This window comes from Raoultibacter phocaeensis (genome assembly GCF_901411515.1).
GTDB lineage: Bacteria > Actinomycetota > Coriobacteriia > Coriobacteriales > Eggerthellaceae > Raoultibacter > Raoultibacter phocaeensis.
The window spans coordinates 1,681,754-1,697,151 of record NZ_CABDUX010000001.1; the positions used below are offsets into that span (position 1 = coordinate 1,681,754).

At 59.2% G+C, this 15,398-nt stretch carries 13 protein-coding genes; 10 read left to right on the forward strand and 3 right to left on the reverse strand.

Features of this window, described 5'->3' with window-relative positions:
- The first annotated feature begins 79 nt into the window (after positions 1–79).
- The gene (locus FJE54_RS06700) at positions 80–790 is read left to right on the forward strand and encodes a uracil-DNA glycosylase (protein ID WP_139652250.1); all 711 of its coding nucleotides are present in this window, start codon (positions 80–82) and stop codon (positions 788–790) included.
- A gap of 4 nt (positions 791–794) precedes the next feature.
- On the opposite strand, the gene FJE54_RS06705 is transcribed toward FJE54_RS06700, so the two are convergent.
- The gene (locus FJE54_RS06705; RefSeq protein ID WP_180326607.1) at positions 795–1,718 is read right to left on the reverse strand and encodes a magnesium transporter CorA family protein; all 924 of its coding nucleotides are present in this window, start codon (positions 1,716–1,718) and stop codon (positions 795–797) included.
- Between the two features lie 314 nt (positions 1,719–2,032).
- On the opposite strand from FJE54_RS06705, the gene FJE54_RS06710 reads away from it, so the two are divergent.
- Positions 2,033–3,190 (forward strand): ligand-gated ion channel, encoded by a 1,158-nt coding sequence (locus FJE54_RS06710; RefSeq protein ID WP_139651922.1) that lies wholly within the window; start codon positions 2,033–2,035, stop codon positions 3,188–3,190.
- Between the two features lie 228 nt (positions 3,191–3,418).
- On the opposite strand, the gene FJE54_RS06715 is transcribed toward FJE54_RS06710, so the two are convergent.
- On the reverse strand, positions 3,419–4,378 hold the full coding sequence (locus FJE54_RS06715) for a LysR family transcriptional regulator (protein WP_139651923.1): 960 nt from the start codon (positions 4,376–4,378) through the stop codon (positions 3,419–3,421).
- A gap of 255 nt (positions 4,379–4,633) precedes the next feature.
- Here FJE54_RS06715 and FJE54_RS06720 point away from each other — a divergent pair, with 255 nt between their 5' ends.
- The 7 genes from FJE54_RS06720 to FJE54_RS06750 all read left to right on the forward strand — a co-directional run bounded on the left by FJE54_RS06720 (position 4,634) and on the right by FJE54_RS06750 (position 11,966).
- Positions 4,634–5,056 (forward strand): hypothetical protein, encoded by a 423-nt coding sequence (locus tag FJE54_RS06720; protein WP_139651924.1) that lies wholly within the window; start codon positions 4,634–4,636, stop codon positions 5,054–5,056.
- Positions 5,057–5,368: 312 nt separating this feature from the next.
- Positions 5,369–6,217: a sulfide/dihydroorotate dehydrogenase-like FAD/NAD-binding protein gene (locus tag FJE54_RS06725; protein ID WP_139651925.1), complete on the forward strand. Its 849-nt coding sequence runs from the start codon at positions 5,369–5,371 to the stop codon at positions 6,215–6,217.
- A 1-nt stretch (position 6,218) separates the two neighbouring features.
- Positions 6,219–7,673, forward strand: coding sequence for an NADPH-dependent glutamate synthase (gltA, locus tag FJE54_RS06730; protein WP_139651926.1), 1,455 nt, complete (start codon positions 6,219–6,221; stop codon positions 7,671–7,673).
- A 34-nt stretch (positions 7,674–7,707) separates the two neighbouring features.
- Positions 7,708–8,337, forward strand: a complete 630-nt coding sequence (locus tag FJE54_RS06735; protein WP_139651927.1) for a hypothetical protein — start codon at positions 7,708–7,710, stop codon at positions 8,335–8,337.
- Complete coding sequence (locus FJE54_RS06740) at positions 8,334–9,221, forward strand: ATP-grasp domain-containing protein (RefSeq protein WP_180326608.1); 888 nt, start codon at positions 8,334–8,336, stop codon at positions 9,219–9,221. Before FJE54_RS06735 ends, FJE54_RS06740 begins: the two co-directional genes overlap by 4 nt.
- Positions 9,211–10,587 (forward strand): hypothetical protein, encoded by a 1,377-nt coding sequence (locus tag FJE54_RS06745; protein WP_139651929.1) that lies wholly within the window; start codon positions 9,211–9,213, stop codon positions 10,585–10,587. The genes FJE54_RS06740 and FJE54_RS06745 overlap by 11 nt, the downstream gene beginning before the upstream one ends.
- An 8-nt stretch (positions 10,588–10,595) precedes the next feature.
- Complete coding sequence (locus FJE54_RS06750) at positions 10,596–11,966, forward strand: bifunctional folylpolyglutamate synthase/dihydrofolate synthase (RefSeq protein ID WP_139651930.1); 1,371 nt, start codon at positions 10,596–10,598, stop codon at positions 11,964–11,966.
- Positions 11,967–11,977: 11 nt separating this feature from the next.
- Here FJE54_RS06750 and FJE54_RS06755 read toward each other — a convergent pair whose 3' ends face one another.
- Positions 11,978–13,453 carry a helix-turn-helix transcriptional regulator gene (locus tag FJE54_RS06755; RefSeq protein ID WP_139651931.1) on the reverse strand — a complete coding sequence of 492 codons (1,476 nt, stop codon included), beginning with the start codon at positions 13,451–13,453 and terminating at the stop codon, positions 11,978–11,980.
- Between the two features lie 223 nt (positions 13,454–13,676).
- Here FJE54_RS06755 and FJE54_RS06760 point away from each other — a divergent pair, with 223 nt between their 5' ends.
- Complete coding sequence (locus tag FJE54_RS06760) at positions 13,677–15,305, forward strand: FAD-dependent oxidoreductase (protein WP_139651932.1); 1,629 nt, start codon at positions 13,677–13,679, stop codon at positions 15,303–15,305.
- Positions 15,306–15,398 lie beyond the last annotated feature (93 nt).

Below are 15,398 nucleotides of genomic sequence, written 5' to 3' on the forward strand. Positions count from 1 at the left end.
CGAGGAGCACCGGCGGGTTGCCGAGGGAGGCCGTGGCGATGCAGCCGAGGAGAACAAAGTAAGGACGGGACAGACGACCATGAAGAAACCGCACATTCCTTTGGAGCAGATACGGGCCGAAGTCGAAGCATGCCGGAAATGCGCGCTGTGCGAAGGCCGCACGCAAATCGTATTCGGCGTGGGGAATCCTCAGGCTCGCGTGATGATCGTCGGTGAGGCACCGGGTAAAAACGAGGACTTGCAGGGCGAGCCGTTCGTGGGAGCAGCAGGCCAGTATCTCAACGAACTACTCGCGTTTGCCGGACTTGTGCGGGAGGATATCTACATAGCCAACGTCCTGAAATGCCGGCCTCCCGGAAACCGCGATCCGCAACCCGATGAAATCGAGCTTTGCACGCCGTATTTGCGTGAGCAAACGCGCACGATCGATCCTGAGTTCATCGTTACGCTCGGCAACTTCTCTACGAAGTTCATCCTCAAAACCGATGTGGGCATCACGCGCTTGCACGGCAAGCTGCAGCAGGCGGGCAAGTTCAAAGTGTTCCCGATCTTCCATCCGGCGGCAGCCATCTACGATCGCAACAAGCGCGACGTGATGGAAGCCGATTTCAGAACGCTCGGCGCGCTCTTGGCGCAGTCGCCCGATCCGAAAGCCGGCAATGCGGCCGAAGCCAATGGGAAGGAAGCGCACTCGGACCATGGTGTTGCAGACCAGGTCGATGCGCAGCCGAATGGTGGAGCCGCGCAGGGCTCGGCCGAGCAGCTTGCGTTCGGGGACGAACGCGCCTGAGGCCTCACAGCCATTTTTTACGTTTGAAGAACCTGATCTCGATGATGACGAGCACGATGCAGACTATGATCACAATCGGGTAGGAAAAAGGCCAGGCAAGCTCGGGCATGGCTTCGAAGTTCATGCCGTACCAGCTCGTGATCAGCGTGAGCGGCACGAAGATAGTCGTGATTACCGTAAACCATTGCATGATCTCGTTTTGCTGCGTATCGATCTGCATCTGGAAGAGCTCACGGAGCTGCAGGCTGTAATCTTTGAGCGACTGGGCGCGGTCCATGAGTCGATCGCACTGTTCTGAGAACAGATGGAATAATCGGCGCTCCTCTTTTGCGAGCATGCGGTGTTCGTCGTCGCTCATGACGCTGCTCATGTCGGAGAGCTGCTGGTAGTAGCTATCGAGCCGTAGAATCTTCCTTCTGATCTGCAGCATATGGTTGTTCGTCACATGCCGCTTGCGATCGAGGATGGTTTCTTCGGTGTCGCCGAGCTTCTCCTCGACGTCGGCGAGATACACAGCATCGTCCTTAACGGTGAACTTGAGGAACTCATAGAGCACGCGCGCAAGCGTGGGGCTGATCGTTCGATGCATGCTTGCTATACCATCGAGAATCGATTCGCACACATCCCCATTATCGACGAATATCAAGCGAGTCGTGTCAAGGTAGAAGCCGAAGCACGCAGGTGCTTTGAGCAAATCGGCCTTGTCGGGAATTGAAAGCGAGCCGATCATGCAATCGGGAAATACGTCCACGTACGTACTCTGTGAAGCCGCAAGGCTCTTCAGCGATTCGAGTGCGTCGATGTCGCTGATGCCGATTGAATCGAGTTCGTCGGTTTTCAAGACCTCGACGACCGGTTCGGCCGAATCGATTTCCTCTTCGGGATCAATTGCTTCGAGGCGATCGGTCAACCGATACAGTGCGGGCATGTTTACTCCTTCGAACTGCCATGGATATGCGCCCTGTTGTGAAATACCTGATTGAAACGCTGAGGGTGGGCAGGGTACTTGCGTTCGATTATACGGGCGCCGTACGGGCATTGAAGACGGTGCACCGTTTGGTAATCGACTTGTTGACGCGCGTTGGCTTCAACCGTTAGATGAACCAGGGCTCTGATTTTCCGAGATGAGTTCCCTATAGCCAGCTAGACATTACAATGATGCCAATTCATTCATTGGTTTACATATATATACCGGGGCGACGATGAGGTCGCTCGTGGTACCGAACGGTTCGAGGAGGGATCATGGCGGAACACCAAGGGGAAGCACCCGAGTCTGATGAAGAAAGGCGTTTCGATTGGCGCCATATGGAGCGGTGGCAGCTCAGGCGCTTGGTTGGCAGTATTGCGGCAGTGCTCATCATTTTCGGAGGCTTCCTTGTATTTGCATGCAGCCAGCTGTATCAGGACAAGATTGCCGAAGAGGACTACTGGGATCGCAACATGGAGGCTCCCGCCCCTGAGCTGCAGGAGAAAATCGATACGTACTCGGCCGATGCCACGCGGGTGGAAACCGCGATATACCTGGAACAGGTCGCCTCGGTCAACATCAAGAGCTCCCAGTTCGAGCTTATGCTGAACGTCGCGTACCGCTGGACCGGCGACGAAACGCTTGACTTCTCCGACCCGGAACTTATCCATTTCTACAAGGGAACCATAAAGCTCCATCAGGTGATGGACGAACAGCACGTCGGCGACCAACATTACCAGCTCGTGCGCTATGATGTCGTGATCAACAAGGAGTTCTGGACCCCGCGCTTTCCCTTGGAGTCGCATCAGCTGCGCTTCTTCATGGAACCGAGCATGAACGTGGGTCGCTTGGTGCTCATACCGATGCAGGATGAGAGCTACACCAACCCGAATCTCGATGTTTCGGGGTACAGCCTCGAGCGGTTCGGTGTGCAAGAATATATCCTCGGCAGCGACCACAAGATGCTTAACCCGCTCTACGATAGCTACGCCAACGACGATCCCATATACAAAACCGAGATCATGGGGCAGGTGGAGATCAACCGCGACAGCGTCGGGCTGTATGTCAAATGCTTCATCGCTCTGTACGGAACGACGGCGTGGATCCTTCTGTGCCTCTACATCTGCACGTTTCGGCGGGTCGATCCGCTCGGCATGATCGGTGCGGCGTTCTTCGGCGCGGTATCCAATATCATGGTGGGCGCGAACCTCGTGCCCGATGCGCTCCAGCTGGGGTTGCTCGAGTACACGAATTTCTTCGGCGTAGGCATCATCATTGCAGGTACGGCGGTAGTGATCAGCATCAACGCCATCAGAAAGGAGCGCGAGAACCACGATTTTGCCAAGTTCTACGGATTCGTTATGCTCGCGCTGTTCGTGGTGATGGTGCTCGTGGGCAATACGGCGCTGCCCCTGTCGGCCTGGATGGTGTAACCGTCCGCAAAGGGCCGCGGTAAAATGAGCCGCATCGGGCCAGGGTTCGCCGCTGGTACCGGTGCGGCTTTTGCTTTAGGCGGGCGAGAGAGCTTTAGAACCGACGAGAGGTCGCAAGAAAGTTGCGAAGATCCGCTTCGTCTTCAGGTGCCCCCGATCGGGGCTTGGTGTTTTCGGATTGCCGCATGCGCGAAGCTGCGCGTTTCGTGCATGCTATGAGGTTGAGTCTTAGTGCGTTTCAGATTGCCGTGTGCCGATCGCCCGCGAAATCATGTCGGACGTTTTCGCTTCGGATACAAGGCGGTTCGTCGCCGTCAGGAATCGGCGCAGCGCCATCATCTTGGGACTCGTGTTGGCTTGAAGGCTCAGAAGGCACATGGGCACGACGATTCCCTCTTTAGGATCGAAGGGAATCGGAACCGTGTGGAGGGCATCTTCGTCGATGGCGCTGATGCGCGGGATGAGCAGGGCGCCGTGGTTTACTGCAATCGCGTGCAGGCCGGTGGCGTCTTGCTCGATGTCGACGTACGTGAGATTCGCGCCCTTTTCGTCAAGCCGTTTTCTGAGGGTCTCGTTAAAGAAATCGTGGTTGGGCCAAAACGCGACGGGCGTGTTCTCGAGATCGGAAAGGCTTAGGTACTTCTTCTGTGCAAGAGGGTTCATCTTCGATATCTGCACGCCGCAGGGTATCGTACCGATGGGCGAGCATTCTATGCCGGCAACGTGCGCTTCGCCTATCGCGATCACTGCGTCGGCGCTCCCGTCTCTAAGCGCTTCGATGCACTGATCGGCCAATCCGAACGAGACCGATACGTTGATGCCGAGGTTCGCTTTGACGAACGAGGAAACACTGCTGCTTACCTTCTCCATGCTGAGGAAGCTCGGAGCGCTGACGAGCAGCGTCAATACCGGTGCGCCTTCGGGCATATCGGCTCGGGTCTTGGCGAAAGCCTCGAGGTCGCCGAAACAGCGGTTGACCAGCTTGGCGCGTTCGTAGAACTCTTTTCCGAACTCGGTGGGCTCAACACCTCGGTTTTTGCGGATGAGCAGCTGTTTTCCGATTTCATGCTCAAGATCGGCGATGGCTTTCGACATGCCTTGCGCCGTTATGAACTGCTCTGCCGCGGCGGCTGAAAAGCTGCCTTGATCGACGACCGAGACATAGTACTTCACCTGATTGATGTTCAACGAGTTTCCTTGCGCGTTATCCGGTAGATCGCATAGCTCGAACCCACCCTAAAGCTAACCGTATATTCAATAAATTATGAAGGGGAACGGGCCTCTGTCAACAACTGTAACAAGAAGTTGTATCGGAGCTGAAACCAGTTCGTTTCCCGGCCGGAGTGGTAACCTGAAAAATCGGCACAATCACCGGTGCGGTTACGTTTCACGGGTGTGCGCTCGATTCGGTGGCGGCAACCGCGTTGTGGGAAAGGAAAGCATATGTCAGGCTCCCAGAAAGCACTGAAAGTCGTATCGATCCTGTTGATCGTCTACGCGGTGATCATGATTGCGGCTGGAGCGTTTCTGTGTTTCGGCGCTTCGATTCCCGGCGTTGCCGGGCAGGCTATCGATGTGGGCGGCACGGCGCTCGACGCGGCGTCCCTCTCAATGGTGTTCGGCGTGTCGTCGATCATCGGAGGCGTTCTGTATCTGATCATCGGGCTGCTTGGTATGCGGGGAGCGAAGGATCCTCGAAAGATCGGGCCGTTTTTCGTGCTGTCGATCATCGGCGTGGTTTTGGGCGTCGTGAGTGCCGTCATGGGCATTGTGCAGGGAACGTTTCCTCTTTCCCAGTTCATCGGGCTCCTCGTTGTCATCGTGTGCGCAGTGCTCGCGTACAATATCAAGAAGCAGCGTGCCTAGGAAACCTGCGCCATCCGTTTGCGCAGCTGCAAAGGTGCAATGCGTTGATCGCTCGAGCGGGTAGGCTTCGTTTTGGGATGCCTGCCCGCTGTGCATTTTTCGTGCAGTCGGGTATTGATCCCGGGTTCTATGCGGCCCTCGGGCCGCTCGCATCCTGTTACAGAGCGTTTCGGCTCCTTTAACCGTTTAGAAACATTCTCCGTGAGGGGAAGTTGCTATAATCATGCGTCGATACTGAATAGTAAGGCGGCACCGTGCCCGTACATGCACCGGTGCTGTTTTTGCATCTGAGACGAGAAGGATAGGATCGCCGTGTATCCCATCAAAGCAGTAGAGGCGCTCAACGCCGAGGTGACCCGTATGGTCATAGAGGCTCCTGCGATTGCCAAGAAGATCAAGCCCGGGCAGTTCATCATGCTCCGCATCGACGAAGAGGGCGAGCGCATCCCGCTCACCATGAACGATTGCGATCCGGAAGCCGGAACCGTGACAATCATTTTCCAGGCTGTGGGCGCTACCACCTGCAAGCTTGCACGGATGAAAGCGGGCGACGCGCTGCTGGACTTCGCCGGGCCGCTCGGCAACCCCACTGAGCTCGAGAGCGCCAAGCGCGCATGCGTGATCGGCGGAGGTCTCGGCACGGCGATTGCGTTTCCGCAGGCGAAGTGGCTTCATGAGCACGGTGTTGAGGTGGACGTGATCACCGGGTTCAGGAACAAGGACCTCATCCTTCTCGAAAAAGAGATCGACGAGAATTCGTCCCGGCAGATCATCATGACCGATGACGGCTCCAATGGCAACAAGGGCCTCGTCACGCAAGCGCTGCAGCAACGCATCGACGAGGGCGCCGACTACGATCTCGTGCTCGCCGTGGGTCCCGTCATCATGATGAAGTTTGTGGCGGCTACTACCAAGCCGTACGGCATCAAAACGCTCGTTTCCATGAACCCGCTCATGATCGACGGCACGGGCATGTGCGGCGGCTGCCGCGTGAAGGTAGGCGACGAATACCTCCATGCCTGCGTCGACGGCCCCGATTTCGATGGCCATCTCGTCGATTTCGATGATGCGATGCGCCGCGGCGTCATGTACCGCTCGTTCGAAGGCGCGGCCCGCGAGGTACCCGAGGGGCGCGACTGCATGGACGGGAAAGGGGAGTAGCATGGCCGAGAACGCAAAGCTTCAGGTGAACAAGCAAAAGGAAAAGACTCCCATGCGCGAGCTCGATCCGACGATCCGCTCGCAAACGTTTGACGAAGTTGCTGAGGGCTATACTGCCGAAGAGGCCGTGAACGAGGCGCTCCGGTGCATCCATTGCCCGAACAAGCCGTGCGTGAGCGGATGCCCCGTCGGCGTGCCGATCCCCGATTTCATCCGCGAGGTTGCCGAGGGCAACTTCGCACAGGCCTACGCGATCGTGAAGAACACCAACACGCTTCCCGCCATCTGCGGGCGCGTGTGCCCGCAGGAAAATCAGTGCGAGGGCGTATGCACGCGCGGCAAGAACGGCGAGCCGGTGGGTATCGGCCGTCTCGAACGCTTCGTTGCCGATTGGGCGTTCGAAAACCCCGAAGAGGCAGCCCGCGCTCTTGATGAGCTGCGGGGCGACGAACGCTGCGCGACGGGCCACGATCTTACCGGCAAACGCGTGGCCGTCGTGGGTTCGGGTCCCGCATCGCTTACCTGTGCGGGCGAGCTTGCCAAGTGCAAGGCCGACGTGTGTGTGTTCGAGGCGCTTCACAAGGTGGGCGGCGTGCTCACCTACGGCATCCCCGAGTTCCGCTTGCCGAAGGACCTTGTGGCAAAAGAAGTGTCGGCCATCGCCGATTTGGGCGTATCGTTCGAGGTGAACGCGCTTGTAGGCAAGCTCTACGACATCGACGAGCTCATGGGAGATATGGGCTTCGATGCGGTGTTCGTGGGAACAGGCGCGGGTCTGCCGTCGTACCTCGGCATCGAGGGCGAGGGCCTCAACGGCTCAATGGTGGCAAGCGAGCTTTTGACCCGCGTGAACCTCATGAAAGCCTATAAGTTCCCCGAGTACGCAACGCCGGTGTACGCGGGAAAGAAGTGCGTGGTCGTAGGCGGCGGCAACGTGGCCATGGATGCGGCGCGCACCGCTCGCCGTCTCGGGGCCGAAGTGACGATCGTATACCGCCGCGGCAAGGAGGAAATGCCCGCGCGCAACGAGGAGATCCATCACGCGGAGCAGGAGGGCATCGAGTTTTCGATGCTTACGAACCCCGTGCGCGTACTCGGAAACGATGAGGGCTGGGTCACCGGTCTTGAATGCGTGAAAATGGAGCTTGGCGAGCCCGACGCGAGCGGCCGCCGACGTCCCGTCGAGGTCGAGGGCAGCGAGTTCGTGATCGACATCGACATGCTCGTCATCGCCATCGGCTCGAAGACCAATCCGCTCATCGCCGATACGACGCCCGGTTTGGAAACCACGCCGCGCCACCTCATCGTGGCCGACGAGGAAACCTGTGCGACCTCGGTGCCCGGCGTATTCGCCGGCGGAGATGCCGTCATCGGTGCGGCTACGGTCATCCTCGCCATGGGTGCAGGAAAGCGTGCGGCCAAGGGCATCGCGGAGTATCTGAGCGCAGTATACTAAGTCGACTGTCCTCGCGTTATCAAGGAGTGTCGCTATGGATATCATGTCCGGAGAGCATCGGATGCCCGAGGCGGCTTCGGGATACGATGTTTTGGCAGGCAGGGGGGTCGTGCTCGTCTCTGCTCCGCATCGGGTTGAGCACGCGCGCAACGGCGTCGTGAAGTGCGCTGAACCCGATGCGGGAAGACTTGCTTTGCTGTTGCACGATCGCGTGGGCTGTCCGGCAATCTACCGATGCGGAGATTCGCTCGAAGACCCGAACTACGATGAGGTGAGCAGCTACCGCGACGAGATCGTACGTCTCGCCTGCGATGAAGGCGTGCGAGTCGTGCTCGATCTGCATGAGATGGGCGATCGCCACCAATCGATGGTGGAAATCGGGACAGGGCACGGGCGCAACATCGAGGGGCGCACCGAGCTGACAGACGTGATAACGCACGCCTTCGGCGCTTGCGCAATCGCTCCGGTGACGGTGGACGCCATCTTTCCCGCTGCAGGTTCGCGGACCGTATCCGCCGACGTTGCACGAAGATCGCCCGCGCTCTGCTTTCAGATCGAGATGAACGTCGAGCTGTTTCGCGAAAGGGGCGGATGCTCGAGCTTTTCGACCGTGTGCGCTGCCCTCGAGGAAGCGGTGATGCGATTGAACGAGGTGTTGCAGTGAACGGCTGGCTCGTCGTCAACGGGTTTTTGCGAAGCGAGCGCTTCAGGGCAACCTATGCGCATATTCTCGATGCCGCTCGCGATGCGGGCATCGGTCTCTCCGTAAAAACGAACGTCGAGTTGGCTGCCGTTGATGTTTCGACCGTACCGCCCGATGGGCGACCTGCCTTCGTTCTGTTTTGGGATAAGGACGTCAACCTGGCCAAGCGGCTCGAGGCGAGCGGATTGTGCGTGTACAACAGCGCGCACGCCATCGAGGTATGCGACAGCAAGGCATTGACCTATCTTTCGCTGATGGAAAGCGGCATCGAGATGCCCGATACCATTGTGGTGCCCCTTTCCTTCCAGCCGCCTTCGTGGGACGGGGAAAGCTTTCCCGACCAGGCGATCGAGCGGCTCGGCTTGCCGCTGGTGGCGAAGGAGAGTAGCGGCTCGTTCGGCGAGCAGGTGCATCTGGTGCACTCGCGAGAAGAGCTCGTCGCCGTACTGGACTCGTTCGGAACCCGCTCTGCCGTTCTGCAACGGTTCGTTGCCTCGAGCGTTGGGCGCGACGTGCGGGTGCAGGTGGTCGGGGGCCGCGTGATCGCGAGTATGCTCCGATCGTCGGGCGGGAAGGACTTCCGTGCAAACATCGTGTGCGGGGCGTCGGCCGAGGCGTTTGATGCGCCGGAATCGTTCGAGGCGATGGCGCTTGCCGTATGCCGTACGATAGGGCTTGATTTCGCCGGCGTCGACATCCTTTTCGGCGAGGGGGAGCGTCCCGTTTTCTGTGAGGTCAATTCGAACGCTCACTTCGAGGGGATCTTGGCTTGCTGCGGGGTAAACGCGGCGGACGAGATTGTCGCCCATATTATTTCGAAGGCGGGGGGAAGAGATGGGCGCTGACAGGGTGCAGGCTTCGCATGGAGCACCGGGCGAGGCCGCCAGGGGAGACGAAATCCCGGCTTCGATTACTGTAGCGGGCAAGGCCGATTCCTTCGTTCCCTCCAACAGGATCGATGTGAGCGCCGCATGGGCGCGCGAGCACGGGTTTCTCAACCGCGAGCTTGTGCACGTTGAACGCGCGGACGATTCCCGGTCGGCCGAATGCTGTCTGGTTATAACCGCTTTCGACGAGGATGAGGATTCCGATTCGGATGCGGGCCGCGACACGGCGAAAACGACGTTGCGGGTCATGGAGCAGCTCGGTATAGGCGCAGGGGACCGTGCGTGTATTTCGGTGCGTAAACACGAGGGTACCCTTCTGGTGAAGCACGTGGCCGTCCAGCGGATCGATAAGGTGAGGGAGGGTTGCGTTGCCCTATCCGAGGACCTCTATCGGGAGTTGGAGGCTATCGAAGGCGGGTTCTCCTCGAAGCGGCGGCACTACTACCGCTTGAACCACCTTGCGACTGGCGCACTCTGCTACATTCCGTTCGACAAGATCGAGCTCGATAAAGATCTAGCCCCCGAAACCATGCGGTTGAGCAGGTATCAGCGAACGCTGCTCAACCTGAGCGTGCCTCCGTGTACGCTTGACGAGGCGACGCGCAGGTTGATTGCACGAGCGGACGTGGATCCCGAGACGAAGCGGCGCATTGCCGCGTGCTACGATCGGGCGCCCCAGTTCGTTCCCGAGTCGTACGAAGAGCAGAAAACGATCAGGCGGGACTTGCGGGAGTGCGGCTACGATGCGGTGCAGATAACCGCTTCGGCGTTTGACGAGCCAGCGCATCTCGTTTCTAAGATGCCGAAGGCGGTTTCGGGTTTCATGGTGGGCAACAGCTCGATTTTGCTCAAAAGCTGCCGTCCGTACGATAACGACGAGGGGCGCGATATCGTGAGGCTTTCCCGGTCGGCGATGGTCCACCTGGGGATAGACGAATCCGACAAGGTGATACTGCGGCACGGAAAAGCCAAGGCGAAGGCGCGGGCTCTTTCCATCGATTCGCTTGAGCGAATTCGGGAAACGAATACAATAGCCCGCGAAGCCGATATCGATCCGATCGTCGGCATTCCCGCCTTCATGAGGCGGGATCTGGGCGTCTGCGATCTCGACGAGGCGGTTCTCGTAGAACGGGATACGGGTTACCTTTTCACGAAGAACCTCAACGCGCAGTTCATGCCTATGATCTTGTTCTTCCTCGCCGTCATCCAAACGGGTTTCCTATTCGGAAGCGTCGTGTTGGGATACGTGCTTTCGGTATCGATTGTCGGATTGCCGATAATCGCGTTCATCATGTTCTCCGAGCAGCGTGCGAAAGTGAAATGAGGTTGGATATGGCGTTCGATCCTGTTGCATATCTTGAAAACCCCGCATGGTGTGTGAGCAAATTGGGACTTGCCCGCATAGCGGAGCTTGTCGAACGGCTTGACCATCCCGAGCGGTCGTACGCTATCGTGCACGTTTCGGGTACGAACGGCAAGGGTTCGACGGCCGCGTTCGTTGCGAGCATGCTGCGGGCTGCGGGATTGCGCGTCGGCCTGTTCACGAGCCCGACCATCGGGGCGTACGAGAACAGCATTGCCGTCGACGGCGAGCAGATTTCCCCCGACAATCTGCGTGCGGCTACGATTCCGGTGCGCGACCAAGCGGAAGCCATGGAGGACCATCCAACCGAGTTCGAACTGATGACCGCCGTCGCGTTCGTGCACTTCGCCCGTCAGGGCTGCGACATCGCGGTTGTGGAGGTGGGTTTGGGCGGCCGACTCGACTCGACGAACGTGATCGAATCGCCCGAAGTGTGCGTGATCGCGCGCATCGCGCTCGACCATACGGGCCTGCTCGGAAACACGTTGGCTGAAATCGCAGGCGAGAAGGCGGGCATCATCAAGCGGGGTGCTTCGGTGGTGTCGTGGCCGCAGGAGCCCGAGGCTTGTGCGGTGGTGGAAGCTGCCGCCCGAGCGCTCGACGCGCCGCTTATGGCTCCCGATTTCGGCGCGCTGTTGCTCGGAAGTGTGATCGCGGAAGGTGAAGCCGTTTGCGCACAGGCGGATGCGACGGAAGGCGTCCGATGCGACGAGGCCCGGTCGGTCGATGTTTCACGTGAAACAAATGTTCGTGTTTTTTCGTACAAACAGTACGACAATCTTACTACGCGTCTTCTCGGCAGCTACCAGCCATACAACGCGGCGCTTGCCATCGAGGTGATCGAGGCTCTGCGCACGCGCGGTTGGGAGGTGTCCGACGAGGCGCTTCGAGCCGGTATAGCGCATGCCGAATGGCCCGGGCGCTTCGAGATTGTGGCAAAGTATCCGACCTTCGTCGTCGACGGCGGGCACAATCCCCAAGGAGCTCGGGCGCTCGCGGATTCGCTCAAGCAGGCGTTTCCCGGCCGCAAAGCGGTGTTTATCGTCGGTGTGCTCGAGGATAAGGACTATCCTGAAATGCTCGAAGAGCTTTTGCCGCTCGGGAGCGCCTTCATCGCCATAGAGCCGCCGAACCCCCGCGCGCTTCCCGCTGCAAAGCTCGCGCGCGCTATCCGCTGGACGGGCCAGGATCTGCTGGGATGTTCGGCCTGTACGAACCCTTACATCGCCCACGACATTCCCGATGCGGTGGCGAAAGCTCGAGAAATCGCAGGCGAAGACGGTCTTGTGTGCGCCTGCGGGAGTCTCTATTCGATCGCAGAAATCAAGCGGGCGCTGTAAAAGCTTACCGTTCAGCCTCTGTCGAGCATATCGATCAGCTCTTCTTTCGAGTGGATGTCAAGTTTGCGGTAGATGTGGCGGATGTGGGTCGACACGGTGTTTTTCGACAAGAAGAGTGCCTCGCGGATATAGGGCTGGCTGCGGCCCTGCGCAAGCAATTTGAACACATCGGTTTCCCGTTTCGAAAGGGCGTAGTGCACGGCGAGCTCGTCGCAGATCGTATCGAACGACTTCTGCGGATTACTCGGCACGCTTTTGTCGGCGGGGCTTGGGGGCAAAGCGCCCGACCACGCAGGATCATTGCGGGGTACCAGCAGCATCGCAAAGGCGAACACTCCGATGAGGACGAGGCAGAAAAGTTGGACGCTCATCGCGCTGTCTGCTGCGAGCGCTGCCCATTCGCTGCCGAGCAAATATCCGATAAGCAGTCCCGAATACGTTGCGCAAGCACCGATTCCGATGAACAGGGAGACCGGTCGATGTACCTTGCGGGCGAGGCGGATGAAATACAGGATCATGATGATCTCGAGGCTTGTGAACATCGCGTTCGCCAGAATCGAGGCTGCAGTTGCCGCAATCGGATCGGGAAAGGCTGTGAGCACGACCGAGAGGATGAGCGGCGTCGACATCCATCGAAAGTAGGCGTCGAGGTCGATCCGCGACGAGAACGACACGATGGCGAGCGAAACGGCGATGGCGAACAGTATGCCGATGATGTTCGTGGCAACGGGCAGCACGACCGGTTCGATGTGCTGCTGCAGCGAAGGTATGGTGCAGCTGATCGCATAGGCCGCTAAAATCAGCAGGAAGATTCTTGTGATGCTCGATAAGGGGTAAGGCTGTGCCTCCTCGGTCGATTCCGCTGATTCCCGAAAACCCGTCGCCCCCGTTTCTACGCTGTGCATCGACATGATCAGCAGCGCGGACGAAGCGAGGGGAAGCAGGATGGCAACGGCGCTTGCGATTGCCGTCGGAAGGTAGGGGATGACGAGCATGCACACGATGATCACGAAGAACGATGCGGGCACCACCGTCTCGACGGTATCGGTGTCGAGCTTCGCGTAGAGCCCCACCCAGAGTACGACTAAGATGGCGGGGCCGATGCCCGTACCCATCCCCGCCGCGATTCCTAAAATCGGCTGGAGAGTTTCGTTGGATAGGGGGAACAGGGCAATGCAGAGGGTGCCGATTGTGGATAGCAAAGGACCTGCGATGATCAGCGCAGGCCGGTCGATCAGCTCCCGGTTTCGTCCTGCGAGGGCGCAGGCGATGCATGCGATGGGCGTGAGGAAGGCGGAAAGGAGCCAGATGTCGAACAGGTATCCGGTCGGTTCGCTTGCGCGTATGGGCGAGAAAATCGACAGTTCCCACACGCATGTGCTCCATACGTACACGAGTCCGAACCCGAGCAGGCGCAAAGGGAAGCGCGGCTCGATGAGCGCTGCGATACGCGCAAGCGGCGCTTCGGTTTTCCTCGGTTCGTTCATGATGGCTCCGTTCTGGCGGTGGGTGATCCGAACGCGATCTGACGTTTCGCGCTGTTCATCCTAAGGTACAGAGCAGGTGGGCGCATCACCTCAGAAACGTGATTTTTACATTGTAAACCCTGTTCATCGGCATGCGATGCCAAACGCATCTTCGAGGTGATGGCGAAAGCCGCCTGAATCCGTACGATTGCGGCATTGAAACTTCACAGGGAAGGAATCAACCATGGATGCAAAACTTGATCGTCGTTCGTTCCTCGGTTTGGTCGGCGCAGGTGCGCTGACGGCCGGGTTGGGGCTTGCCGGATGCTCGCCTGAGCAAGGCGGCACAAGCCAGGCGGCAAGCGCCGAACCGACCGATGCTCCCGAGCAGGCTTCGTCGGGAATTCAGCGTAAAGAGGGAAGCGAGACGAAGGCGTGCGACGTGGCGATCGTCGGTGCTGGCGCTGCGGGACTTCTGGCTGCGCTCAAGCTTGCCGAAGGTGGCAAAAGCGTTGTCGTGATCGAAAAGGCCCCCTCTGCTGCGATGTCGAACTTCTCGATGTGCGGAGGTCCTACCGCATGCGAGACCAAGCTGCAGGAGCAAGAGGGCGCAACCGTTACCCTCGACACCATGTTCACCTACATGAACGAGTTCTCGCGCACAAGCGTCAACGGCGCCCTTCTGCGCAATGCCCTCGCCCATACCGGCGATGCCATCGACACGATGCTCGATCTCGGCATACCGATGACGCTCATCCCCGATTCGTACGGCGTCGGGTTCCGCGGCCGCCATATGTTCGACACCGGCGGGGGAGAGCGCGTGGCCCCGCTTGTGCGGGCGATAGAAGCTGCGGGCGGCGAGTTTTTGTTCAGCACGGCAGCTGAGAAGATCATCATGGAAGATGGTGTCGCCAAAGGCGTGCAGACCGATAAGGGCGTCGACGTGATGGCTGATTCGGTCGTCGTGTGCGCGGGCGGGTTCCTCGGGAGCGAAGACATGCAGATGGACCGCTTCAATACCAAAGTCTATGCGCTCGGCAACACGCTCTCCGACGGTGCGGGCATCACCATGGTGCTCGATGCGGGCGGGGCATGGGACCGCAACTTCGCCGTGCTCGGCAACGAGTGCGGAGCCGTTTCGGCCGCGACCGAGGGCAGCCCCTTCAACCCCGATTGGACCAACGTGAACGAGCACTATGGCTACTGGTTGTTCGGGGGTCTCTACACCGACACGGCGGGTGAGCGTTTCATCAACGAGGGCAAGATCGCTCAGTTCCCGCTCGCGATCGGCGGCGAAGCGTTGCTGCGCGCGGGCAAGGCGTACGTGATCATGGATTCGGACTACTACGAGGCTGTGAAGGGCGATGGCATCTTCGTGTACCTCGGCCAGCCCGAAAGCTGGGTATCCGGTCCCATGGCCGACTACTACAAGACCACTCCCGAGAATGCCGAAGCGCACCTTGCGCAAGCGATCGACGAGGGTTGGGCGCTCAAGGCCGATTCGCTTTCCGAGATAGCCGAGAAGTTCTCGCTCGATTCGCTCGAGGCTACCGTCGAGAAGTACAACGGGTTCTGCGATGCGGGTGCCGATGGCGATTTCGGGAAAGATCCCGCGTTTTTGAAGGCGGTCAAGACGCCTCCGTTCTACGCGTTCGAGTACGTGCCGAGCGCGTGGGGCACGAACGGCGGCGTGAAGGTGGATAGCCACCTGCGCGCTATGGACAAGGAGAACAACCCGATCCCGGGCCTCTATGTGGCGGGCGTCGATCAGGGCAGCGTGTACAGCGTGCCGTATTACACCAACGAAGGCGCGTCGGTCGGCCTTGCGCTCGGCACAGGCGTGTACGTTGCCAAGGAGATTATGAAGGCGTAGTACAACCGATTGCAGATCGCGTTCACCGTGGGTCGGGTTCCTTGGGGATCCGACCCACGTGCTGTGCATTCGCGCCCGTCGCAGAGAATCGTG